This is a genomic window from Pseudomonas vanderleydeniana (assembly GCF_014268755.2).
In the GTDB taxonomy this organism is placed as follows: domain Bacteria; phylum Pseudomonadota; class Gammaproteobacteria; order Pseudomonadales; family Pseudomonadaceae; genus Aquipseudomonas; species Aquipseudomonas vanderleydeniana.
Genome location: NZ_CP077093.1, coordinates 4,122,602 through 4,146,923 on the forward strand (window position 1 = coordinate 4,122,602; position 24,322 = coordinate 4,146,923).

General features: G+C 64.5%; 21 protein-coding genes. 8 read left to right on the plus strand and 13 right to left on the minus strand.

The window, feature by feature from the left end; genetic code table 11:
- Positions 1–6: 6 nt before the first annotated feature.
- On the minus strand, positions 7–639 hold the full coding sequence (locus HU752_RS18320) for an FMN-dependent NADH-azoreductase (protein WP_186683502.1): 633 nt from the start codon (positions 637–639) through the stop codon (positions 7–9).
- A 283-nt stretch (positions 640–922) separates the two neighbouring features.
- Between HU752_RS18320 and HU752_RS18325 the strand changes: the two genes are divergently transcribed.
- From HU752_RS18325 to HU752_RS18335, 3 genes are all read left to right on the plus strand, one after another.
- Positions 923–1,201, plus strand: a complete 279-nt coding sequence (locus HU752_RS18325; protein WP_186683501.1) for a putative quinol monooxygenase — start codon at positions 923–925, stop codon at positions 1,199–1,201.
- A 45-nt stretch (positions 1,202–1,246) separates the two neighbouring features.
- The gene (locus HU752_RS18330) at positions 1,247–1,666 is read left to right on the plus strand and encodes a cupin domain-containing protein (RefSeq protein WP_186683500.1); all 420 of its coding nucleotides are present in this window, start codon (positions 1,247–1,249) and stop codon (positions 1,664–1,666) included.
- A 374-nt stretch (positions 1,667–2,040) separates the two neighbouring features.
- Positions 2,041–2,490 (plus strand): hypothetical protein, encoded by a 450-nt coding sequence (locus HU752_RS18335; RefSeq protein ID WP_186683499.1) that lies wholly within the window; start codon positions 2,041–2,043, stop codon positions 2,488–2,490.
- A 98-nt stretch (positions 2,491–2,588) separates the two neighbouring features.
- Here HU752_RS18335 and dctM read toward each other — a convergent pair whose 3' ends face one another.
- The 8 genes from dctM to HU752_RS18375 form a co-directional block, all read right to left on the minus strand.
- A complete protein-coding gene (gene dctM / locus HU752_RS18340) occupies positions 2,589–3,872 on the minus strand; it encodes a C4-dicarboxylate TRAP transporter large permease protein DctM (RefSeq protein WP_186683498.1) in 1,284 nt (427 codons plus the stop codon).
- The gene (locus tag HU752_RS18345; RefSeq protein WP_186683497.1) at positions 3,872–4,510 is read right to left on the minus strand and encodes a TRAP transporter small permease; all 639 of its coding nucleotides are present in this window, start codon (positions 4,508–4,510) and stop codon (positions 3,872–3,874) included. The genes dctM and HU752_RS18345 overlap by 1 nt, the downstream gene beginning before the upstream one ends.
- A gap of 546 nt (positions 4,511–5,056) precedes the next feature.
- On the minus strand, positions 5,057–6,043 hold the full coding sequence (locus tag HU752_RS18350; RefSeq protein WP_186683496.1) for a TRAP transporter substrate-binding protein: 987 nt from the start codon (positions 6,041–6,043) through the stop codon (positions 5,057–5,059).
- Positions 6,044–6,279: 236 nt separating this feature from the next.
- Positions 6,280–7,092, minus strand: a complete 813-nt coding sequence (locus HU752_RS18355) for an HpcH/HpaI aldolase/citrate lyase family protein (RefSeq protein WP_186683495.1) — start codon at positions 7,090–7,092, stop codon at positions 6,280–6,282.
- A gap of 180 nt (positions 7,093–7,272) precedes the next feature.
- On the minus strand, positions 7,273–8,487 hold the full coding sequence (locus tag HU752_RS18360; RefSeq protein WP_186683494.1) for a CaiB/BaiF CoA transferase family protein: 1,215 nt from the start codon (positions 8,485–8,487) through the stop codon (positions 7,273–7,275).
- The gene (locus HU752_RS18365; RefSeq protein ID WP_186683493.1) at positions 8,487–9,836 is read right to left on the minus strand and encodes an MmgE/PrpD family protein; all 1,350 of its coding nucleotides are present in this window, start codon (positions 9,834–9,836) and stop codon (positions 8,487–8,489) included. Before HU752_RS18365 ends, HU752_RS18360 begins: the two co-directional genes overlap by 1 nt.
- A 10-nt stretch (positions 9,837–9,846) precedes the next feature.
- On the minus strand, positions 9,847–11,010 hold the full coding sequence (locus HU752_RS18370) for an acyl-CoA dehydrogenase family protein (protein WP_186683492.1): 1,164 nt from the start codon (positions 11,008–11,010) through the stop codon (positions 9,847–9,849).
- Between the two features lie 47 nt (positions 11,011–11,057).
- Complete coding sequence (locus tag HU752_RS18375; protein WP_186683491.1) at positions 11,058–11,885, minus strand: HTD2 family dehydratase; 828 nt, start codon at positions 11,883–11,885, stop codon at positions 11,058–11,060.
- A 127-nt stretch (positions 11,886–12,012) separates the two neighbouring features.
- Here HU752_RS18375 and HU752_RS18380 point away from each other — a divergent pair, with 127 nt between their 5' ends.
- The 3 genes from HU752_RS18380 (at position 12,013) to HU752_RS18390 (ending at position 15,679) form a co-directional block, all read left to right on the plus strand.
- Positions 12,013–12,906, plus strand: coding sequence for a LysR family transcriptional regulator (locus tag HU752_RS18380; RefSeq protein WP_186683490.1), 894 nt, complete (start codon positions 12,013–12,015; stop codon positions 12,904–12,906).
- 130 nt (positions 12,907–13,036) lie between these two features.
- On the plus strand, positions 13,037–13,957 hold the full coding sequence (gene tal, locus HU752_RS18385; RefSeq protein ID WP_186683489.1) for a transaldolase: 921 nt from the start codon (positions 13,037–13,039) through the stop codon (positions 13,955–13,957).
- A gap of 267 nt (positions 13,958–14,224) precedes the next feature.
- Positions 14,225–15,679 carry a DHA2 family efflux MFS transporter permease subunit gene (locus HU752_RS18390; RefSeq protein WP_186683488.1) on the plus strand — a complete coding sequence of 485 codons (1,455 nt, stop codon included), beginning with the start codon at positions 14,225–14,227 and terminating at the stop codon, positions 15,677–15,679.
- Between the two features lie 82 nt (positions 15,680–15,761).
- On the opposite strand, the gene HU752_RS18395 is transcribed toward HU752_RS18390, so the two are convergent.
- The 3 genes from HU752_RS18395 to HU752_RS18405 all read right to left on the minus strand — a co-directional run bounded on the left by HU752_RS18395 (position 15,762) and on the right by HU752_RS18405 (position 20,736).
- On the minus strand, positions 15,762–17,849 hold the full coding sequence (locus HU752_RS18395) for a putative bifunctional diguanylate cyclase/phosphodiesterase (protein ID WP_186683487.1): 2,088 nt from the start codon (positions 17,847–17,849) through the stop codon (positions 15,762–15,764).
- Positions 17,850–17,994: 145 nt separating this feature from the next.
- Positions 17,995–19,548, minus strand: a complete 1,554-nt coding sequence (locus HU752_RS18400) for a TerC family protein (RefSeq protein WP_186683486.1) — start codon at positions 19,546–19,548, stop codon at positions 17,995–17,997.
- Positions 19,549–19,842: 294 nt separating this feature from the next.
- A complete protein-coding gene (locus HU752_RS18405; RefSeq protein ID WP_186683485.1) occupies positions 19,843–20,736 on the minus strand; it encodes a LysR family transcriptional regulator in 894 nt (297 codons plus the stop codon).
- A gap of 223 nt (positions 20,737–20,959) precedes the next feature.
- On the opposite strand from HU752_RS18405, the gene HU752_RS18410 reads away from it, so the two are divergent.
- Positions 20,960–22,498, plus strand: coding sequence for an MFS transporter (locus HU752_RS18410; RefSeq protein ID WP_186683484.1), 1,539 nt, complete (start codon positions 20,960–20,962; stop codon positions 22,496–22,498).
- Between the two features lie 41 nt (positions 22,499–22,539).
- Here the strand turns inward: HU752_RS18410 and HU752_RS18415 are convergent, their stop codons facing one another.
- Positions 22,540–22,956 carry a MerR family transcriptional regulator gene (locus tag HU752_RS18415; protein ID WP_186683483.1) on the minus strand — a complete coding sequence of 139 codons (417 nt, stop codon included), beginning with the start codon at positions 22,954–22,956 and terminating at the stop codon, positions 22,540–22,542.
- Positions 22,957–23,034: 78 nt separating this feature from the next.
- Here HU752_RS18415 and HU752_RS18420 point away from each other — a divergent pair, with 78 nt between their 5' ends.
- On the plus strand, positions 23,035–24,264 hold the full coding sequence (locus tag HU752_RS18420) for an NADH:flavin oxidoreductase/NADH oxidase family protein (protein WP_186683482.1): 1,230 nt from the start codon (positions 23,035–23,037) through the stop codon (positions 24,262–24,264).
- Positions 24,265–24,322: the final 58 nt, after the last annotated feature.

A 24,322-nucleotide genomic window follows, 5' to 3' on the forward strand; every position in this document is an offset into this window, starting at 1 on the left:
GGACCGTCAGGCCGGCTGGGCCCACTGCCGGGCGACCTGTGCCAACTCCATGCGTGCCCGCTCCAGGGCTTCCAGGCGGGCTTCGGCGGCGGAGAACAGCAGCGGCTGGGCATCGACGAACTGTGGGTCCTGCACGCCGATGAAGGCGAAGGCGGCCTTGAGCGCCGGGGTCAGGGCATCCATCCAGGCCATCGGGTTGCCCGGACGCAGGTCGGCACCGCGACTGGTCAGAAACAGCACCTTTTGCCGGGTCAACTGGCCGACGATGCCCTCCGGGGTGTTCAGGTAGGTCAACTCGGTGCGGGTGATGCTGTCGATGAAAGTCTTGAAGGTCGAAGGCATCGACCAGTTGTACATCGGCATGGCGAACAGGCAGGCGTCGGCGTCCATCACCCGTTTACACAGGGCATCCGAAGCCGCGAGGGTCTGCTTCATCTCGTCAGTACGGGCGTCCGGGTGGGTATAGGTGGCCGCAGCGAACGCCTCGGTGACATGCGGCGGGGTATCGATGTTCAGGTCCAGGTAATCGACCGTCAGGTCGACACCCTGCTCGCGCAGTTGCTCGATGAAAAAGCGCGACAGCGTGCGGGAGTTGGACCAGTCGCCCTTGGCGCTGGCGTCTACGTGCATCAGTTTCATGGCGATTGACCTCTCGGGACAGACGGGATGGGTTTGACTCGATCCGGCCCCTTGGCGAAAGCCTAAGGTCGAGCCGCGGTGAGTCGAACCGGAACGGCGTGCAGCCTAAAGCCTCGCCAGACAATTTCAGGTAGCCAATTCGGGCTTTTTTTTGCAGGCCAAAGCCACGGCGATTGGCCCGTGGTTTTTGCCGGAAATTGGCTATAGGCCCCCTCGCCTGCCGCCCCTACTCTTGTTCACGCCACCCCGCTGTCGGGGTGCTCGTGACACAGGAGATTCGGCAATGTCAGTCCAGGTGATCAACATCATTCACTTCAAGGCCGTCCCGGGACGCAGCGATGAACTCGGGCAGCGCCTGGGCACACTGGTCGAGAACCTGCGCCAGGCTAACGGTTGCGTGGACTACGTGGTGACCTGTGCCGACACACCTGGCGAGTGGACCGTCACCGGCCGCTGGCAATCCCCTGCTGCGCTGCAGGCGCACTTCCAGCTACCGGCCCTGCAGGGTTTCATCGACCTGCTCGGCGCAAGGCTGGCTTGCCGTATCGACCTGCAGCACTGAACGCCCTGACAGCTCCCTTTTTCACTGAAGCTTGCGAGAACGACCATGAAAACCCTTGAAGTCCTCCGTACCGCCCTGGCCACTGCCGTACTGCTGACCAGCTTCGGCGCTCTGGCGCATGAAGCCGGCGCCAGCCAGGAAAAGATCACCGTCCTGCAGGACCAGGCCCTGCTCAACGCCCCTGGCAAGAAAGCCATGATGCTCACCGTCGACTACCTGCCCGGCCAGGCCTCCGCCGCCCACCGCCACCAGGGCACGGCCATGGCCTACGTGCTGGAGGGTGAAATCACCTCCCAGGTCAAGGGCGGTCCGGCGATCACCTACAAGGCCGGCCAGTCCTGGTACGAACCGGCGGGCTCCGAGCACCTGGTCTCGAAGAACGCCAGCAACAGCAAGCCGGCCAAACTGCTGGTCTTCATGTTCATGGATGAAAAGGATGCGGTGCTGACCCCACTGAACCCGTAAGCCCCGAGAGTGTTGCGGTGAACGTCATATCGCTTTCGCGGCGATGCGGCGTTCCGACCAACCCTGCCCCTAAACATCGGTACCGTATGCCGTCTCTGGGTACGACGCCAACCTGCAGGAGCAGGGCTTGCCCGCGAAGCGCTTGATCTTGCTCTTGATCTACCGGCGCCGTTCCCGGCAGGCTGGGTGGAGGGGCGAAACCACCCCATCGGCTGAACACGCAAATGGAGATGTACAGCTATCCCCCATTAAAGCCCCGCCTCCGACCAACGGTCACCAAAACTGTCATTTCTGACAGTAGTCAACCCAGGCAAAGCATCGGAAGCTGACTCCTCAGGCAGTCCCCTCACCACCTCAGCTTCCGAGAAACCGACATGCCCACCACTCAAAAGACCTCTCACGACCACACCTCGCCAAACCCCCACAAAGCCACGGGATTCATGCATGTCGAAGTCATCGCACTCAGCGGAAACAGGATACTGCTCAACATCCACCAGATTCACCGGGATATGGGAGGAACCCGTATCACGGGCAACGCCACGGAAAATGGAATCCGCTACACCGTAAGCTTCACAATGAGCGAGGAGTTCCTGCCAGCCGGGCAATACGACTTTCCCGGAGACCGGATCAGGGACATCCACTACATGGTCGTCATCCCGGGCCAACCCGAGTGGGTTTATCCGGCAAGACGTGCCCATCTGGTCATCTATGAAAACACCCCCGCCCCTTTCATCTCCGGTGACCTGATATTCGAAACACAAGCCGTGGGCGGTGAGGAATACCGGGTCGAAATCAGGCCTTTCGAAGTCCGAGGGAAAGATTGAAACCGTGCCTTCCTGGCCCTGAACACCCCTGTTGTACGATCGAAAAGCACCGTCATCAAGGTCCGCAGTCCTCGATGACGGGCATGGCTCCGACAGCCCTACGGCATCCCCAACCAGTGCGGCAAGGCCAACGAAATCACCGGCACGTAAGTCACCAGGATCAGGAACGCCAGCAGAATCATCAACCACGGCAACGCCGCCCGAATGGTCTGCCCCAGGCTCAACCCGGTCACTGCCGAAGTGACGAACAGGTTCAGTCCCACCGGCGGATGCACCAAGCCGATCTCCATGTTCACCACCATGACGATCCCCAGGTGAATCGGATCGATCCCCAGCTTCATCGCGATCGGGAAAAAGATCGGCGCCAGGATCAGCACGATGGCCGACGGCTCCATGAAACTGCCCGCCACCAGCAGCACCACGTTGACCATCAGCAGGAAGCCGATCGGCGTCAGGCCCTCGGACACCACCCAGTTGGTGATCTGCTGCGGAATCTGCTCGGTGGTCAGCACATGGGCGAACAGGATCGCGTTGGCGATGATGAACATCAGCATGATCGCCAGCCGACCGGACTCCATCAGCACTTTCGGGCAGTCGCGGAGCTTCATGTCCTTGTAGACGAACAGCGCGACGAACGCCGAATACACCGCCGCCACCGCCGCCGCTTCGGTCGGGGTGAACAGGCCGCTGTAGATCCCGCCGAGGATGATCAACAGCAACAGCAGGCCCCAGAACGCGCGGCGGGCAGCGGTCAGCCACTCGCGGAACGTGGCCCGAGGCTGGGCCGGCAGTTTCTTGATCCGCGCCACGATGTAGATCGCCACCATCAGCATCAGGCCCAGCAGCAACCCGGGAATCACCCCGGCCATGAACAGCTTGCCGACCGAGGTTTCGGTCGCGGCCGAGTACACCACCATCACGATCGACGGCGGAATCAGGATCCCCAGGGTCCCGGCGTTGCAGATGATCCCGGCACCGAATTCCTTTGGATAACCGGAACGCACCATGCCGGCCACGGCAATCGAGCCCACCGCCGCCACCGTCGCCGGTGACGAACCGGACAGCGCGGCGAACAGCATGCAGGCCAGTACTGCGGCAATCGCCAGGCCCCCGCGAATGTGTCCGACACAAGCGTTGGCGAAGTCGATCAGGCGCTTGGCCACCCCACCGGTGGTCATGAACGCCCCCGACAGGAGGAAGAACGGGATCGCCAGGAAGGTGTAGGCATCGGAGGTTTCGAACAGCTTGATCGCCAACGAACTCAGGGAGTCCTGGCTGAACAGCAGGATCGACACGGCGCCTGACAGGCCCAGGGAAATCGCGATCGGCACACCGAGGAACATGAAGGTGAACAGCAGCAGGAACAGGCAGAGAACCGTCATCAGTGCTGCTCCTTGTGCTCATTCGCCAGCTTGCTGGCCTCGCCGGCCTCATCGGCCAGGCCCAGGCCGCTCTGGCGGCGGGTGAAGATGCGGTAGAAGATTTCCAGGTAACGGATCAGCACCAGGGCGAAACCGATGGGCACGATCACCACGATGTAGCCGACCTTGATGCCGAACTGGTCGAGGTCTTCGGCGCCGATGCCGGCCATCAGCACCGCGCTCAGCCACTTGTAGCTGGCGATCATGAACAGCCCGGCATAGGCCAGGCAGCAGGTGCAGGCGAGCAGCGCCAGGTAGCGTTGCACCGGGCGCGGCGTCAGCTTGACCAGCGCGTCCACCCCCAGGTGGCCGGCGGTACGCACGCCATAGGAAATGCCGAAGAAAATCAGCCAGCCGAACATGGCCTTGGTCAGGGCCACGCTCCAGGTCATGTCCTGGGCCACGGTCATGGTCGCGTCGCCCAGGGTGTTGAAGAAGCCGCTGCTCCAGGCCCAGCGGTCGGCCAGGTTGAAGAACAGCGTATAGACGTTGTTGGCCATCACGTAGACGAAGGTCACCAGGGTCATGGCGGCCAGCAGGAAGGCGATCAGGCCCTCCTCGAAATGCTCCCAGATGCGCCGCAGGGATTGCGTTGGCATAGACAGGACTCCGCAAGAGAAAAAGGGATTGGATCGGGTATCGCGTTACGGTGACGCGGAGCGTCACGGGCTGCATTCCCACGCAGAGCGTGGGAACGATCGGGGCAACCGGCCCTTGCAGTGCGGGGGAGCCACCGAAGTAGCCGGCCCTTGCAGTGCATGGGAGCCACCGGAGCAACCGATCCTTGCAGTGCATGGGGGCCACCTGGGCAGCCGGCCCTTGCAGTGCGTGGGAGCCGCCGGAGCAGCCGGCCCTTGCAGTGCATGGGGGCCACCGGAGCAGCCGGCCCTTGCAGTGCGTGGGAGCCACCGAAGCAACCGGCCCTTGCAGTGCACGGGGGCCACCGGAGCAGCCGGCCCTTGCAGTGCGTGGGGCCACCGGAGCAGCCGGCCCTTGCAGTGCGCGGGAGCCACCGAAGCAGCCGGCCCTTGCAGTGCGTGGGGCCACCGGAGCAGCCGGCCCCGTGGAGCGTGGCCCCTGGCTGGATCGTCCCCACGCTCCGCGTGGGGATGCATCCGGTGACGCTCCGCGTCGCCGAACGGTGATCAGGGCCGGTTGGACTTGTCCGCCGCCTCGATCAGGTCGGCCCCGATCTCACCTTCGAACTTCTTCCACACAGGCTTCATCGCCTCGCGCCACTGGCCACGTTCCTCCGCGCTGAGGGTGATGATTTCGCTGGTCTTGGCGTCGACGATCTTCTGCCTGGCGCCCTGGTTCAGCTCCTCGGCCTGGCGGTTCACCTCGGCGGTGACTTCACCCATGATCTTTTCCAGCTCGCTGCGCACATCCGCTGGCAGGCCACCCCAGAACTTGCTGTTGGTGATGACCATGTAGTCGATCAGGCCATGGTTGGACTCGGTGAAGTACTTCTGCACTTCGTTGACCTTCTGGCTCTCGTAGTTCGACCAGGTATTTTCGGTACCGTTGACGGTGCCGGTCTGCAGGCCCTGGTAGACCTCGGCAAAGCTCATCTTGCGCGGGTTGGCACGGATCGCCTTGAACTGCTCTTCCAGCACGCTGGAAGCCTGGACACGAAACTTCTGCCCACGGGCGTCAGCCGGCACCCGTAGCGGCTTGTTCGCCGACAGTTGCTTCAGCCCGTTGTGCCAGTAGGCCAGGCCGAGAATGCCCTTGTCCTGCATCGAGGTCAGCAACGCCTTGCCCTGGGCGGCCTGGAAGCGGTCGACGGCGGCCAGGTCATTGAACAGAAACGGCAGGTCGTAGATCTGCACCTGCCGGGTGTACTGCTCGAACTTGGCCAGGGACGGCGCCAGCATCTGCACGTCGCCCAACAGCAGCGCCTCCATCTCCTTGCCGTCACCGAACAGCGACGAGTTCGGGTACACCTCGACCTTGACCCGACCCGGCAGGCGTTCCTCGGCCAGTTTCTTGAACAGCAGCGCGCCCTGCCCCTTGGGGGTGTTCTCGGCCACCACGTGGGCGAACTTGATGATGATCGGGTCGGCCGCCTGGGCGAGGCTGGCGGTCATCAGGGTAGCGGCGCAGAACAGCGCCCGTGTGAGCTTGAGCATTGGGGTTACCTTCTTATTGTTGTCTTTCATCGCAGGTTGCCTAAAGCAACGCGTGTCGTGAATTTCGAATTTTGAGTACCTGCGTTCGGCCAGGCCGAACGCCACCCGGATAGACGCCGTACGCAAACAGCGGATGCCTGGGGAATCTGCATCTTAGGGGTCGTGACCGGCCAACGTCGGTGCGGTGCCCTCTCATTCACCGGTAGGCAGACACCGCCGATCGGCAGGGATGGCGCCTACAACAACCCCAGCAGGCGCCGAGCGCGCAACAGCACCGGGGCATCGACCATCTGTCCATCGACCTGGTAAGCCCCGGCCCCATCACTGCCGGCGTCGACGACCCGCCGGGCCCAGGCCAGGTCTTCGGCACTGGGCGTCAGCGCGGCATGGATCACCGGGACTTGCCGGGGGTGTATGCACAGGGCACCGGCGAAGCCCATTTCATAGGCATGGCGAATGGAGCGCTGCAGCCCCTCGGGATCGTCGATGGCCGGGTGCACGCCGTCGAGCGGCGCCACCAGCCCGGCGCCCCGGGAATGGATGATCAGGGCCAGGCGAGCCTGGTCGAGGGCGAACCGGGCCGCCTCCGAGCCGCTGCGGAGGTTGAGGTCCAGGGCCAGGTCGAGGCCACCGAAGGACAGGCGCTCGACGCCCCTGGCGCCGGCGATCTCGGCCAGGGCCAGCAGCCCACGCGCACTTTCGATGATCGGCCAGACCCGTTTGCCGGCCGCGGCGACCGCCTCGACCTGAACCGCGCTCTCAACCTTCGGCAGCAGCACCCCCACCACACCGGGATGCTGCTTGCAGAAGGCCAGGTCGGCGGCGTGTTCGGCGTGTTCCGGGGCATTGACGCGAACCAGCACGCGGACGTCGGGGTTTTCCTCGAGAAACGTCCCGAGGTGGTCACGGGCGGCGCGCTTGAGCGGTTCCTCGACGGCGTCCTCGAAATCGACGATTACCGCATCGGCACCGCTGGCCAGGGCCTTGGCGAAGCGCTCGGGGCGGCTGCCGGGTACGAACAGCGCGGAACGGAGAATGGATGAAGACATGGTGAATTCCTTGTTCGGTGTTGATGCGCGCAGCTGTTTGGGAGATTGGTGATCCGAGGGGCCTCATACGCGGGCAAGCCCCGCTACTACAGAACCGTGCCGTTCACAGGCGCGCATGCAACATAGTCCTGTAGGAGCAGGGCTTGCCCGCGAATGGGCCCTCAAGATCAAACACAGGGCTCAGACCACTCCACCCGCCCGCAACTGCGCCACGGCTTCGGCGCAAAACCCCAGTTGTCCCAGGATCGCCTCGGTGTGCTGGCCCAACTCCGGCACCGCGTCCATCCGCGGAGCAAAAGCGGCGTTGCGCGCCGGAGGCAACAGGGCCGGCAGTTTCCCCGAGGGACTGTCGACCTCGCGCCAGCCGTCACGGGCCTTGAGTTGCGGGTGCTGCCACACGCCTTGCATGTCGTTGACCCGCGCATTGGCGATCTGTGCCTCTTCCAGGCGACCGATCAGCTGCTCGGTGCTGAGCCTGGAGAAACTGTCGACGATGATCTGGCGCAGCACTTCGCGATTGGCCGAACGCTTGAAGTTGGCCGAAAACCGCTCGTCCACCGCCAGCGCCGGCGTCAGCAGCACCTTGTCGCAGAACGCCGCCCATTCGCGCTCGTTCTGCAGGCCGAGCATCACCGTGCCGCCATCGCCGGCCGGGAACGGCCCGTACGGATAGATGGTCGAGTGCGCCGCGCCGGCGCGGGGCGGTTGCGGCGCACCGTCGAAGGCGTAGTACATCGGATACCCCATCCACTCCACCAGGCTCTCCAGCATGCTGATGTCGACCCGGCTGCCCTCCCCGGTTCGGCCCCGCAGCAACAGTGCCGAGAGAATCCCGCTGTAGGCGTACATGCCGGCGGCGATGTCGGCAATCGAGCAACCGGCCTTGGCCAGCTCGTCCTCGCCCGGGCCACCGGTGACCGAGAGGAACCCACCCTCGCTCTGGATCAGCAGGTCGTAGGCCTTTTTCTTCTCGTAAGGGCCACCCTCGCCATAGCCGGAGATGTCGCAGACGATCAGCCGGGGGAAGCGCTCATGCAGCGCCTCGAACGACAGGCCCATGCGTGCGGCAGCGCCGGGCGCCAGGTTCTGCACCAGCACGTCGGCCTGGCCCAGCAGTTGCTCGAGAATCTCGCCGGCCTGGCCCTGCTTGAGGTCCAGGGTCAGGCTCTCCTTGGAGCGGTTGGTCCAGACGAAGTGCGAGGCCAGGCCGTTGACCCGCTGGTCATAGCCGCGCGCAAAATCACCCACGCCCGGGCGCTCGACCTTGATGACGCGCGCGCCGAGATCGGCCAGTTGCCGGGTGCAGAACGGCGCGGCGATGGCGTGTTCCAGGCTGATCACGGTGATGCCATCCAGTGGCCGTGGGGCCACGTTGTTGCCCGCTGTCTTGCCCATCAGCGCAGCTCCTTCAAATCGGTGGCGTGACGCAGGTCCCAGACCTGCTGGATCAGGGTGCTGGCCTGTTCCGGCGAGCGAGCGCCGGAGAACTGCACCAGGCGACGGAACTTGTCTTCCAGTTCGGGCCGCGACAGGCTGTTGCCCGGGTCGCCCTTGGGCTCGTCGATGGCCCCGTGCAGGGTGCGGCCGTCGACCGTGGTGACCACCACCCGGCCCAGCCAGCGTCGTGGGTAGGCAGCGTCGACCTCGGGATCGAGGGTCATGCCGACCTTCTCGCGAAAGGCCGCGACCGCCGGGTCGGTCAGCGACAGCTCATGGAACTCGGGCAAGCCGGCCTTGCCATGCACGGCGATCAGGCCGAGCACGGTGCCCATGGAAAACTTCGCCTGATGCACGGTCCGCGGCACCTTGACCCGTCCCAGCACGTCGATGGCACCATGATGCACACGGGTCTCCACCCGCTCGATCTGCTCATGGCGCAACCCCTGCTGCGCCATCAGTTGCAACAGGGCATCGGCAGCCGGGTGGGTATGTCGGCAGGACGCATGGAACTTGAACGAGGTTTCCAGCAGTGCCCAGCGGCTGCCCAGGCGGTCAGACAGCCGGGTCGCGTCGGCATCGCTGGACATCCCGGCGGCCATGCCCTGGTCACCCTCAAGAATGTTGCGTGCGCCCGTCAGGCCGTCGGCGGTCAGATAGGCGGCCAACAGCCCATCGGCGGCGGCCTTGGCGGTGTGCAACTGCTTGGAATCGGCGGCATCGCGCAGGAACTCCCAGAGCCCGGCGGCCTGGGTACCCGCACTGCCCAACAGGTTGAGAAACTGTTCCTGGCCGAAATCCATCAGCTTGCCCACGGCAACGGCTGCCGCCAGGGTGCCGACGGTGGCCGTGGTGTGGAAGATGCGGTAGTGCGAGCGGCCGAGGAATTCGCCGATGCGAATCCCCGCCTCATAGCCGGCGATCGACGCCAGCAGCAGCTCGCGACCGGACTTGCCCAGGTCCTGCGCCGCCGCCAGGGCCGCCGGGAACACCACGGTGGCCGGGTGCAGCACGGAGCTGTTATGCAGGTCGTCCTGCTCCACCAGGTGGGACGAGGCGGCATTGACCAGGGCGGCGAAGTAGGCCGAACTGCTCTCGCCGTTGACCAGAATACGCGCCGGCCCCTGCGCCGGGCCCATCCTGCGCGCATAGGCCTCGAACAGCGGGATCGGGTGGGCACCCTGGCTGGCCAGGGCCGAGGCCAGCCAGTCGAGGAACAGGTCTTCGGTACGCGCCAGCACTGCATCGGGCACCTGCTCGTAGCGCAGGCCGGCGAGGAATTCGGCAAGGGCTTGGGTATGGCTCATGCGGGGTTCCTCAGAAGCTGCGCGGCAGTTCGAGCAGGTGCTCGGCCACGTAGGACAGGATCAGGTTGGTGGAGATCGGCGCCACCTGGTACAGGCGGGTTTCGCGGAACTTGCGCTCGACGTCGTATTCGTTGGCGAAGCCGAAGCCACCATGGGTCTGCAGGCAGGCGTTGGCCGCCTCCCAACTGGCCTTGGCCGCCAGGTACTTGGCCATGTTGGCCGAGGCACCGGCGTTCTGCCCGGAGTCATATTCCTCGCAGGCACGCCAGCGCATCAGGTCGGCCGCCTCGATCTCGATGTGCGCCTCGGCAATCGGGAACTGCACGCCCTGGTTCTGCCCGATCGGCCGGCCGAACACTACCCGGTCACGGGCATACTGGCTGGCCTTCTCGACGAACCAGCGGCCATCGCCGATGCATTCGGCCGCGATCAGCGTACGCTCGGCGTTCAGGCCGTCGAGGATGTAGCGAAAGCCCTTGCCCTCTTCGCCGATCAGGCTGCTGGCCGGAATCTCCAGGTTGTCGAAGAACAGCTCGTTGGTCTCGTGGTTGACCATGTTGGCGATCGGCTGCACGGTCAGGCCGTTGCCGATGGCTGCGCGCAGGTCGACGAGAAAGATCGACATGCCTTCGGACTTGCGGGTGACCTCGGCCAGAGGCGTGGTGCGCGCCAGCAGGATCATCAGGTCGGAATGCTGGATGCGCGAGATCCATACCTTCTGGCCGTTGATCACATAGTTGTCACCCTTGCGCACGGCGGTGGTCTTGATCTTGGTCGTGTCGGTGCCGGTGGTGGGCTCGGTCACGCCCATCGACTGCAGGCGCAACTCGCCGCTGGCCAGTTTCGGCAGGTAGTGGCGCTTCTGCTCGTCGCTGCCGTTCCGCAGCAGGGTGAACATGTTGTACATCTGGCCGTGGATCGTGCCGGAGTTGCCCCCGCAGCGGTTGACCTCTTCGAGGATCACCGAGGCCTCGGCCAGGCCCAGGCCGGAACCGCCATATTCCTCGGGAATCATCGCCGACAGCCAGCCGGCCTCGGTCATGGCCTTGACGAAGGCCTCGGGGAAGCCTTTTTCCTCATCGATGCGGCGCCAGTATTCGGCAGGAAACTCCGCGCACAAGGCGCGCACGCCCTCGCGGATGGCATTGAGTTCTTCGTTTTGATTGGGATTCATCAGCGGATGACCTTTTCTTATTGTCTTGATCAGTCGACGTACAGGCTTTATTCGAAATGCACTTCGGCACGTTGGGCGATACCGTCGGCGTTGCCGGCCCACAGTTCGGCGACGCCGGGCTCGACGATCCGCCCGCCCACCTCGAAGGGCTGCGGCGCGATCAGCGGACGCAGGCCGCGGTAGGCGAAGCGTCGCAACCGCGCCTCGGGCTGGGCCCGGCAGAAGGCACGCAGGTTCAGGGTGGCGATCATCGGGCCGTGCACGACCAGGCCTGAGTAGCCCTCGGTGCCGGTGACGTAGGGATAGTCGTAGTGAATGCGGTGACCGTTGAAGGTCACGGCGCTGTAGCGGAACAGCAGGGTTGGCGTCGGCTCCACCGCCTCGCGCCACTGCCCTTCAGCCAGCGCCTCGCCGCTGCCCTGCTTGGGTGGCGTCGGCTCGCGGTAGACGATGTCCTGTTCCTCGCGGATCGCCAGGCGCCCGTCCTGGGAATATTCATGGCGCACGGTGACGAACAGCAGCGCCCCGGTGCGCCCCTGCTTTTCCTCGATATGGGTGATGGTGGAGACGCGCGTGGCATCGAAGCCGGCCTTCAGGCTGTCGAAAAACTCCAGGCGTCCACCAGCCCACATGCGATTGCGGTTGTCCGCCGGGGGCAGGAAGCTGCCGCGGGCCGGATGACCGTCGCCGCCCAGTTGGCTTTCGGGCAGCGGGTCCTGGAAGAAGCACCACTGCCAGAGTGCTGGCAACGCCTCGCCGTGAGCCGGCGCGGTTTCGCCAAAGGTTGCGGCGATACGCTTGAGCAGGTTGCGACTCAGTTGGTCGTGGGCCTCTTCGGTACGCCCCAGCCAGGCACTCAGATCCGTCACACTCATGGAAGGTTTCCCCTTGCCGGTTATCGTTGTGCGCCGATGATGCAAGTTGATCGCCGTTCCGAGAATCTGCATTTCGATAAGCCGGCGTTCAGGTATGCTGAACGCCAGACCTTGAGTGGAGCCATCCATGCATTTCGACCTGGCGGATCTGCGTCTCTTCATACATATAGCTGAATCGCCCAGCCTGACCCAGGGCGCCAAGCGCGCCTTCCTCTCGCCGGCCGCCGCCAGCGCGCGGATCAAGGCGCTGGAGGCGCAGTTCGATACTCGCCTGCTGTACCGCGACAGCCGGGGGGTGGAAGTCACCCCTGCCGGTGAACGACTGCTGCAGCATGCACGCCTGATCATGCGTCAGGTCGACTACCTCAAAAGCGAATTCACCCACTATGGCAGTGACTCCGCCGGACACATCCGGATCTTCGCCAACACAACGGCAGTCACCGAATTCCTTCCGGAAGTGCTGGCCGGCTTTCTCTCGGAACGCCCGGGGGTGACGGTGGACCTGCAGGAACGGCTGTCGCGGGACATCGTGCGCGGCGTGCTCGACGGCACCAGCGACATGGGCATCATCGCCGGCCCCGTCGAGGCCAGCGGCCTGCAGGTCATGCACTTCAGTACCGATCGCCTGGTATTGATCGTCCCGGCCGACCACCCGCTGGCGGGGCAGCCTTCGGTCAACCTGAGCAAGACCCTGGCCTATCAGCACATCGGCCTGCATGAAGGCAGCACATTGCTGAGTTTCCTGCGCGAACACGTCGAGCGCATCGGCAAGACCCTTTCGCTGCGTATCCAGGTTTCCAGCTTCGAGGCCATCTGCCGGATGGTCGAGGCGGGCGTGGGCATCGGCATCATTCCCGAATCGGCAGCCGTTCGGCACAGCCGGACGATGCAACTGGTGAGCGTGGCGCTGGACGAACCCTGGGCAATTCGCGAACGCAGCATTCTGGTGCGTGAACTCGAAGCCCTGCCCGGCGTCGTCCGCGCCCTGATCGCCACGCTGATGCCGGCAACCCCGGCATGAGCCGGCCCGTGTTGCGGGTTGCACAACACCGGCTGGCGCGGCATCCTTGAGCTATTCCTGCAACAGAACTTTTTACGCCACAGGCACTCAATCAGTGCATTGATCCATGCCCTTCCCGACAGAGACGCTCATGACTTCGAAGCTGGAACAACTCAAGCAGTTCACCACCGTGGTCGCGGACACCGGCGACCTCGACGCGATCACCCGCCTCAAGCCGGTCGACGCCACCACCAACCCGTCGCTGCTGCTCAAGGCCGCTGCCTTGCCAGGCTACGCCGACCTGCTCAAGAGCGCTGTCGCTCATGCCAAGGGCGATGTCGGCCTGGCCTGCGACCAGTTTGCGGTATCGGTCGGTGCCGGCATTCTCAAGGCGATTCCGGGACGTATCTCCACCGAGGTCGACGCGCGCCTGTCGTTCGACGAAGCCGCGTTGCTGGCCAAGGCCAACCAGTTGATCGAGCTGTACGACAAGGCCGGTGTCGGTCGTGACCGCGTACTGATCAAGCTGGCCTCGACCTGGGAAGGTATCCGCGCCGCCGAGAAACTGGAGAAGGCCGGTATCCAGACCAACCTGACCCTGCTGTTCTCCTTCGCCCAGGCCGTGGCCTGTGCCGATGCGGGCGTGTTCCTGATCTCGCCGTTCGTGGGCCGCATCTACGACTGGTACAAGAAATCCACCGGCAACGAATACACCGGTGCCGATGATCCGGGCGTGCAGTCGGTCACCCGCATCTACAACTACTACAAGTCCAATGACTACAAGACCGTGGTCATGGGCGCCAGCTTCCGCAACCTCAACCAGATCGAACACCTGGCCGGCTGCGATCGCCTGACCATCAGCCCGGACCTGCTGGAAAAACTCTCCCAGGACCAGGGCGAGCTGGTACGCAAGCTGACCCCGGGCACCGCTGGCGAAGCCCGCCAGAGCCTGAACGAAGCGCAATTCCGCTGGGCCTCCAACGAAGACGCCATGGCCACCGAGAAACTGGCCGAGGGTATTCGCCAGTTCGCCCGTGACCAGGAAAAACTGGAAGCCTTGCTGACCCGGTAAAACCTTAGGCCCCGTTCGCCGGCAAGCCGCGCGCCTATGACGCTGAGGGTGTACACACTTTTGTGAACGCCATGGCCCCCTGTAGGAGCGCGGCTTGCCCGCGAAAGCGATCGCCCGGCCACACACCCTCCTGACCGACACACCGCTACCGCCGGCAAGCGGCGCGCCGGACGCAACATCCCTTCACAAAGCCCCGACAATTTCGCCATTGAGCCCGTCCTGAACCGGTGCCTAAACTCTCGCGCCTGCCTGATAAGAGAGTCCATCATGACCGCGCCTGATTGCACCTCCCAAGAACCCCGACAGCGCTGGCTGGCCCTGGTCGTACTGTGCCTGGGGGTGTTGATGATCGTGCTCGATACCACCATCGTCAATGTTGCCCTGCCCTCGATCAAGACCGACCTGCAGTTCAACGAAACCTCCCTGGCCTGGGTGGTGAACGCCTACATGCTGACCTTCGGCGGCTTCCTGCTGCTCGGTGGTCGCCTGGGTGACCTGTACGGGCACCGCCGGCTGTTCCTGCTGGGGATCGCCTTCTTCACCCTGGCTTCACTGGCCTGCGGCATCGCCCAGACCCAGACCCTGCTGATCGGGGCCCGGGCCTTCCAGGGCCTGGCCGCCGCCGTGGTCACGGCCGTCGCGTTGTCGCTAATCATGGACCTGTTCACGGAACCGGCCGAACGGGCCAGGGCCATGGGGGTCTACGGCTTCGTCTGTGCCGGTGGCGGCAGCCTGGGTGCGCTGCTCGGCGGGGTGTTGACCAGTACCTTGAGCTGGCACTGGATCTTCCTGGTCAACCTGCCCATCGGCCTGGCGGTGATCGTGATGTCGCTGCGCCTGCTGTCCAGGTCCCTCAACCAGCACCCCGAACGCAGCCTGGACGTGATCGGTGCCCTGACGGTGACCGCCTCTCTGATGCTGGCGGTATACGCCATCGTCAACGGCAACGAGATGGGCTGGGAGTCGCCGCGTACCCTCGGGCAACTGGCCCTGGCCATCGGCCTGCTGATGGCGTTCCTGGTGATCGAAACCCGAGTGAAGGTCCCATTGATGCCGTTGCGGCTGTTCCGCCTGCGCAACCTGGCGGTGGCCAATATCGTCGGTGTGCTCTGGGCGGCCGCCATGTTCGCCTGGTTCTTTCTCTCGGCGCTCTACATGCAACTGGTGCTGGGCTACACACCACTGCAGGTTGGCCTGGCGTTCCTGCCAGCGAACCTGATCATGGCCGTGTTCTCCCTGGGCATCTCGGCCAGGCTGGTGATGCGCTTCGGTATCCGCGGGCCTCTGGCGGCCGGCCTCGGCCTGGCTACGCTCGGCCTGCTGCTGTTCGCCCAGGCGCCGGTGGATGGCAACTTCTTCCACGACATCCTGCCGGGCATGGTGCTGCTGGGACTGGGGGCCGGAATCGCCTTCAACCCGTTGTTGCTGGCGGCGATGAACGATGTCGCGCCGTCCGAGTCGGGCCTGGCCTCCGGCGTGGTCAATACCGCTTTCATGATGGGCGGTGCCCTGGGGCTGGCCGCCTTGGCGAGCCTGGCGGCAGCGCGTACGCAGTTGCACCTGGGCGCGGGACTGGCGGAGCTGGTGTCGCTCAATGACGGTTATCAGGCGGCCTTTCTGGCGGGCGCAGTGTTTTCCGCACTGGGCGCCGGCATCGCCGCCACCCTGATGCGCACGAAGACCGGCAGCAATGTCGGCGGCGAAGCCCCACTGGCGGTGTAGCGCCAGTGGTCGCGTGGCGGGTGGCAGCGCCGGCTCCCACAGCAGCGTTTCCACCCTGGGCTCAACGGTCACCGCTCGCCCATCAGCCGGTGGCCTGTTGCTCCTCCGCCTGGCGGATGCTGGCCATGAACCGATCGGCCGGCATCGGCCGCCCCAGCAGATAACCCTGCAACGAGTTGCAACCCAGGCTGGTGAGGAAGTCACGCTGCTCGTCGGTCTCCACGCCCTCGGCGACGATCCGCAGCCCCAGCGCCTGGCCCAGCGCGACGATGGCCGAGACAATCGCCGCATCGTCGGAATCGTGCTCCAGGTCCCGGACAAACCCGCGGTCGATCTTCAACTCCGTGGCCGGTAGCCGCTTGAGGTACATCAGGCTCGAATAGCCGGTGCCGAAGTCATCGATGGACAGGTCCACGCCCATTTCCGAGAGCTGGCGCAACACCGTCATGCTCGCATCGGCATCGCTCATGGTCGTGGTTTCGGTGATTTCCAGGGTCAGGCTGTTGGCCGGCAGGTGATGCCGGTTCAGGGCGCTGGCAACGCTGGCGACCAGCCCGGCATGGCAGAACTGCTGGGCCGACAGGTTCACGGCAATACGCCAGTGCCGGTAACCCTGTTCGTACCATAGACGCATCTGCCGGCAGGCTTCGTTCAGCACCCATTCCCCGATCGGGATGATCAGCCCGCTCTTCTCCGCCAGGGGGATGAACGTATCCGGCATCATCAACCCCTGCTCGGGGTGATGCCAGCGCAACAGGGCCTCCGCGCCGATGGGCTGGCCACTCTGGGCATCGAACTTGGGTTGGTAGTGCAGACGGAATTCCTCGCTGTTCTCCAGCGCCTGGCGCAAATCCTGCTGCAACTTCAGTTTCTTGCGCGCATTGCCGTTCATCGAGGCATCGAAGAAGCTGTAGCCGTTCTTGCCCGCGCTCTTGGCGTGATACATGGCCGCATCGGCATTCATCAGCAATTCCTCGGCGGTGTGGCCACTGCCGGGATACAGCACGATGCCAACGCTGGCGGAGATCTGCAGGTCCTGCTCGACCACCTGGAACACCTGGGACACCAGGCTGACCTGACGCGCAGCCACCTCCAGCGCATCGTCCGGCTCGGACAACTGCGCCAGCAGGACGAACTCGTCGCCACCGATCCGGGCCAGGGTGTCCTGCGAAGGCAGTTCATCTCGCAGACGATGGGCAACCGCCCGCAGCAGTTGGTCGCCGACGTGGTGGCCGAATGCATCGTTGACCGGTTTGAAACCATCCAGATCGATGAACATCAGCGCAAACAACCCGCCCTCGGCGCTGACCTTGTGCATCGCCTGGTCAATGCGGTCGGCCAGCAACATGCGGTTCGGCAGGCCGGTGAGGTTGTCGTGCAGGGCCAACTGGGTCAGTTCCCGGTTGGCCAGGGTCAGGGAATCGGCCAGGTCGGCGGTGCGTTCCTCCAGCCGGGCATCGAGCACCGAGGTCAGCAAGGCGATCGACAGCACCGCCAGGCTGGTGACCAGTACCAGGTTGTCCAGACCCTTGACCGCCAGGCCACTGACCGCCGCGCCACAAAAGCTGCCTTCGGGAAAATTGGCCGCAGCCATGCCCGTGTAATGCATGCCGACGATCGCCACGCCCATGATCACCGCGGCGCCGGCGCGAGCCAGGCGGATATAGGGCGTGTTGCGACGCAGGTGGAAGGCAATCCACAACGCCGCCGCTGAAGCACTGACGGCAATCAGCAGCGAGGCACCGAACAGAGTCGGATCGTAGTCGATACCCGGCTGCATCCGCAGGGCCGCCATGCCCGTGTAGTGCATGGCGCTGATGCCGGCGCCCATGATCAACGCGCCGAACCCCAGTTGCAGCAACGGCAGGCTTGGCTGGCTGACCAGCCATAGGGCAAACCCGCTGGACAGGATGGCGATCAGCAGCGACAACGCCGTGATCGAGCCGTCATAACCCAACTCGATCGGCAGACGGAAGGCCAGCATGCCGACGAAATGCATCGACCAGATGCCCACGCCCATGGCCAGGGCGCCTCCGAGCATCCACATGTAGACCGCGCGCCCGCTGGCGGTGGCGATTCGTCCAGCCAGGTCCAGGGCGGTATAGGAAGCCAGGATCGCGACACACAGCGACATGATGACCAGCGATGAGGAGTAACTACCGGTGAGCATTGGAAATTCTCTCAAACTCCATGCCGGATCAGCGTCCGGCTCGCCAAAAGTCGCCGATTGTACCCACTCCATCAACGAACGCACGGGAAAACAGGCAAATGGCCATTATTTCCCGCGAGGCACATACGACCCCCAGTGACAGCCTTTACAAGCGCTTCAGAAACAATCGGGTCACCCGCCGCTCCTGCACGGCAACCACCGTCATCTGCCAACTTGCCCATTGCACCTGGTCACCGATCATCGGCAGCCGGTCGAGCAGGCTCATCACCAACCCGGCCAGCGTCTGGTAATCCTCGGTGGCCTTGGCCTCAAGTCCAATACGCTGACGCGCACGGCTGAGAGTCATGGCACCGCTGACCTGGAACCCCTCCGCTTCCTCGACCACCTCGGGACCTTCCACCTCGCTGGCATCCGGCAACTCGCCGGCGATCGACTCGAGGATGTCGGTCATCGTCAACAAACCGACGAAGTCACCGAACTCGTTGACCACGAAGGCGATGTGGGTCGAAGCCTGGCGCATCTGCTCCAGAGCGTTGAGCACAGAGTAGCTGTCTAATAGGTTTATCGCCCGGCGCGCGAGAAACTCCAGTCCCGGCTCACTCCCCTCCAGGTAGGCCTTGAGCAGTTCCTTCTTGTGCACGAAGCCCAGCGGCTCATCGACCTTGCCCTGCCGGATGAGCGGCAGGCGCGAGTAGGACGAGCGGATCAGCTTCTGCCGAATGACCGCCGGACTGTCGGCCACATCCAGGCTGTCGACCTGCGCCCGAACCGTCATCAACGTGCGGATCGGCCGCTCGGCCAACTGCAGCACGCCACTGATCATCACCCGCTCACTGCGTTCGAACGGCACCAGGGTCTCGTCCGCCGCAGGCTCGAGCAGGTCGGCAATCTCCTCGTCCACTTCCTCGCTGGACACGCGACGCCCGCCCAGCATGCGCAACACGGCATGGGCCGTGCGCTCACGCAGCGGCCGCTGACCATGGGCCGAGCGCTTGCGCCGGGCTCGCGCCACCTGGTTGAACAGTTCGATCAGCACCGAGAAACCGATGGCCGCGTACAGGTAGCCCTTGGGAATATGGAAGCCCAGGCCCTCGGCGGTGAGGCTGAAGCCGATCATCATCAGGAAGCCCAGGCACAGCATGATCACCGTCGGCCGCTCGTTGACGAAGCGGGTCAGCGGTTTGCTGGCGACGATCATCAGGCCGATGGAGACGATCACCGCGATCATCATGATCGACAGTTCCTCGACCATGCCCACCGCCGTGATCACCGCGTCCAGCGAGAACACCGCATCGAGCACCACGATCTGCGCGACGATCGGCCAGAACAGCGCATAACTGCCGTTCGCCGAACGCTGGCTGACATGCCCTTCCAGCCGCTCATGCAACTCCATGGTGGCCTTGAACAACAGGAACACGCCACCGAACAGCATGATCAGGTCACGGCCGGAGAACGTCTTGCCCAGCACCTCGAACAGCGGCTGGGTCAGGGTCACCATCCAGGCGATGCTCGCCAACAGGCCCAGGCGCATCAGCAGCGCCAGCGACAGGCCGATGACCCGCGCCCGGTCACGCTGCTCGGGTGGCAGCTTGTCTGCCAGGATCGCAATGAACACCAGGTTATCGATGCCCAGCACCAGTTCCAGGAAAATCAGGGTCGCCAGGCCAAGCCAGGCCGTCGGATCAGCCAACCATTCCATTTAAAATGCTCTCCCTGGGTCAGTCAGGACATACGCGCACGACAAAGCCAGGCCCGTGAATGGCCAGGAAACGACGTTGCAGGTGTGGGAAAAACGCTCGACAGGGGAATTGCCGGGCTTGGGGCACGACAGGAAGACGTGCGTGAAGAAGAAGAACGGGAGGGGGCGACCGGGAGGCTCCGTGAGGGTGTTCATGTACAACCTGAGTGGCTAATAGGGAAATAAATCCTACATGACCAATGAACCGAACCTGACAGACAAACTATTTCAAATCATGAAAGCACGCACCTGGCCTCATCGCGCAGCGCCCTGCTCCCGCCGATAACCCTGCCTGACCCGCTCGATGTAACGGGCCACGGCTGGCGCCTTTTCGAAACGTCGGTGGATCAGCGACAGCCAGGAGGTGGCCTGGCAGCCGACGATCGGTCGATAGACCACATTCGGCAGGTTGACGTGACCGATCACCGACTCGGGCACCACGGCCACGCCCTGCCCCAGGGAAACCGCGGCGATCACCGCCACCAGCCCACCCGGCTGCGGCCCCAGGTTGGGCGCGTAACCGCCCTCGGCGGCAACCTGCAAGGTACCGTTGATCTGTTCCGGCAGGATGAACGTCTCGTTCTGCAGGTGTTCGGCACCGATACCCGGCAGCCGACACAACCAACTGTCGTCGGCCAGCGCCAGCACGAAGCCCTCGGCGTTCAGACGCACCGCTTCCACACCTTCCGGCAGCGACATCGGCGAGCGTACGTAGCCGATATCGAAGCGGCCTTCGGCGATCAGCCCGGGCAACGCCGCCATGGGACTCTCGCGTACGTTGAGGCTGACATCGGTAAAGTCGTGGACATACGCCTTGACCTGCTGCTGCAGCACCCCTGAATACACCGCCGAGGCGACGTAACCGATCTCGATATGCCCGATCTCCCCTCGCCCGGCGCGCTGGGCATTGCGCTGAGCGAACTCGAACTGACGCACCGTTGCCTCGGCTTCGGGCAACAACGCCGCCCCGGCCTCCGTCAGGCTGACCTCGCGCTGCCCACGCAGGAACAGGCGGGTCCCGAGGGCGTTTTCCATGTCCTGGATCTGCCGTGTGAGGGTCGGCGGCGCGATGTCCAACTGCTCGGCGGCACGGGTGAAATTGCGCTGGCGGGCCACCGCGAGAAAATAGCGGAAATGACGGATTTCCATGGGCATTAGCTCAAAGGTAATGAAGTGCCAGGAACGGTCTAACGCAGGCGCTCAAAGCCAGCGTTAAGCTGATCTGACCGCAACAGTAGAGAGCCTTGCCCATGTCCGTCAAATGCCTTTTCCCCTTGCCTTCCCTCACCCATTCAGAGCGAGCCGGACTTGCCGCGGGCACCTCGCCTGCATTCATTGCCTGCCAGGCAACCATACCCATGCAGGCCCGACCATGAACCGGATCAACCCGAGATTGACGCTGCTCACGGCCTCCGGCGTCTGCTCGCTGATTGTGCTGGACACCAATATCGTCGCCGTCACCCTGCCGAGCATCGCCCGCGACCTGGGCGCCAATTTCACCGACATCGAGTGGGTGGTCAGCGCCTACATGCTGGCTTTTGCCGCCCTGCTGCTGCCCGCCGGCAGCATTGCCGACCGTTTCGGGCGCAAGAAGACCCTGCTTTGCGGCCTGACCCTGTTCATCCTCGCCTCCCTGGGGTGCGGCGCCGCCCCCGACAGCCTGTTCCTGGATATCGCCCGGGCGATCAAGGGCGTGGGCGCCGCGCTGCTGCTGACGTCGGCCCTGGCGACCATCGGCCATACCTTCCATGACGAGACCGAGCGGGCCCGGGCCTGGGCCTTCTGGGGCGCCTGCATGGGCGTGGCCATGACCGCCGCGCCGACCGTGGGTGGGCTGATCACCCAATACCTGGGTTGGCGCTGGATCTTCTTCATCAACCTGCCCATCGGCCTGCTGCTGATGGCGCTGGTCCGCCACGCGGTACCGGAGTCACGCGACAGCCAGTCGGCCCGTCTCGATCCCTGGGGCAGCCTGGCGTTCAGCAGCGCCCTGCTGTGCCTGATCTGGGGCTTGATCGAGGCCAACCAGATTGGCTGGAGCCACCCGTTGACCCTCGCCCGGCTGGTCGCCGCTGCCGTGTTGCTGGGGCTGTTCGTAGTGGTGGAGCGTGTGCAGAAACGCCCGATGGTCGACTTGCAGCTGTTCCGTCACCCACGCTTCATCGGCGCGCTGCTGGGCATGTTCGCCTATGCCGGCTGTGCCCAGGTGATGATGACGCTGCTGCCGTTCTACCTGCAGAACGGCCTGGAGCTGTCGGCGATCGACTCGGGGCTGGGCATGCTGCCGTTTGCCCTGACCATGCTGATCTGCCCACGGATCGGCGTGCGGCTGGCGTCGCGACTGGAACCGGCAACGCTGATGGCCAGCGGGCTGACCCTGGTCGGTTGCGGCAACCTGCTCAGCGCCTGGGCGGTATCGAGTGGCGGCTACCTCGGTTTCGGCCTGGCGATTGCCGTGACCGGCGCAGGGGCCGGACTGCTCAACGGCGACACCCAGAAGAACATCATGGCCTGCGTGCCACGCGATCGAACGGGCATGGCTTCGGGCCTGAGCACCACCATGCGTTTCAGCGCGATCGTGCTGGCCGTCGGGGTGTTCGGTGCGCTGCTGGCCGGACATACCCGGGAGCTGCTGCAAGCCAGTCTCGCCAGCCAAACCAGCCCCTGGCTCGAACAGGCCCAGGAAATCGCCTCTCGGGTCGTGGCCGGTGACATGCCGGCGGCCATGGCAACGCTGCCGGAAGCGGCACGCCCGCTGGTGCAACCGCTGGCGCACCAGGCCTTCGTCGGAGGTTTTGGGACCGTGCTGTGGGTTGCCGGCCTGCTGGCGCTGCTGGGGGCCCTGGTGGTGGGCACACTGATGCGCAAGCCGCTGCCCGGTGCCCAGGCGTTTTCCCTGGCACGGCAGTAACCGCTGTCACAAGGGGCCGGGACAACCGTGCCCGCCCCTGCTCAGTCGTCCAGTGGCCCACCCAGCGAAGCCATCAGGCGCTCGGCGTTCTCCCGGCACGAGACGTCCGCCGGCTTGTTCCGGATGCTGTTCACCACTCCCAGCAGTTGCAGCTTGCTCTGGGCCAGGCGGGCCTGCATGGACTCGATCTGGCCGATCTTGCGTTCCAGGCTGCTGATCATCTCGTCGTGATCCCAGTTGCCCGGCTCGCTGGTCGGCACCAGGGCGCGCAGTTCCTCCAGGCTGAAACCCGCCTGCTGGGCACACTGGATGATCGAGAGCGTCTGCAGCACCTCTGCCGGATATTCGCGGTAGCCATTGGCCTGGCGCCGCACCTTGCGAATCAGCCCCTGGGCCTCGTAGAACCTGATCTTCGAGGCCGCCAGGCCACTGCGTTGAGCCAGTTCACCGATCTTCATGGAAATCCTCGCAGCGGCTATTGACATTAAACCTTACTTTAAACTTAGCCTGAACGCTCCACCACCCCGGAGTCAAGCATGTCACCTTTCCAGGCTTTGTCGTTACCCAACGGCGCACAGATCCCCAATCGCATCGCCAAGGCTGCCATGGAGGAGAACATGGCTGACCTGGACAATGCCCCCTCCCGACATCTGATGGAGCTCTATCGCGCCTGGTCCGACGGCGAAGCGGGACTGCTGCTGACCGGCAACGTGATGATCGATCGTCGGGCCATGACCGGCCCCGGCGGCGTGGTGCTCGAAGATGACCGCCACCTGGGCAAGTTCCGCCAGTGGGCAAGCCTGGGCCGGGCCAAGGGCGCACAGCTCTGGATGCAGCTCAACCACCCCGGGCGCCAGACGCTCGCCAACCTCGGCCAGGCCAGCCTCGCGCCGTCGGCCGTGTCCCTGGAGATGGGCGAGTTTTCGAAGATGTTCGCCAAGCCCCAGCCCATGAGTGAAGCCGATATCGCCGAAGTGATCACCCGCTTTGCCCGCAGCGCCCAACTGGCCGAGCAGGCAGGCTTCACCGGCGTGCAGGTCCATGCGGCCCACGGCTATCTGCTCAGCCAGTTCCTCTCGCCCCTGAGCAATCGGCGCAACGACCGCTGGGGCGGCAGCCTGGAAAACCGCGCCCGCCTGCTGCTGGAAGTGGTGAAGGCGATTCGTGCGGTGGTGTCTCCAGGCTTCTGCGTGGCGGTCAAGCTCAACTCGGCGGACTTCCAGCGCGGCGGCTTCGATGCCGACGACGCCCGCCAGGTGATCGAATGGCTCAACGCGCTGCCGGTGGATTTGGTCGAACTGTCTGGCGGCAGCTACGAGGCGCCGGCCATGCAGGGCGAAGCGCGTGACGGCCGGACGCTGGCGCGCGAGGCGTACTTCCTGGAAATGGCCGGTGAGCTGGCGAAAGTCGCGACGATGCCACTGATGGTCACCGGCGGCATCCGCCGCCTGCCCGTGGTCCAACAGGTACTCGACAGCGGCGTCGCCATGGCCGGTATCGGTACCGCGTTGGCCGTGGAACCCAATCTGCCGCGCTACTGGCGCGAGGGCCGCGACAGCCACCCGCAACTGCCGCCGATCCGCTGGAAGAAAAAGCCGCTGGCGGCGCTGGCGAACATGGCGGTGGTCAAGTTCCAGTTGAAGCGCCTGAGCCGGGGGCGGCGGACGAAGCCCGAGGTTTCGCCGGCCTGGGCACTGCTGCTGGATCAGCTGTTTGTCGGACGGCGGACACGGCAGTACCGGGCGGCGATGAAACGCCTGCGGTGAGACACGCAGAGGTGTAGGGCCATGAGCGCGCTTTCGCGGGCAAGCCCGGCTCCTACAG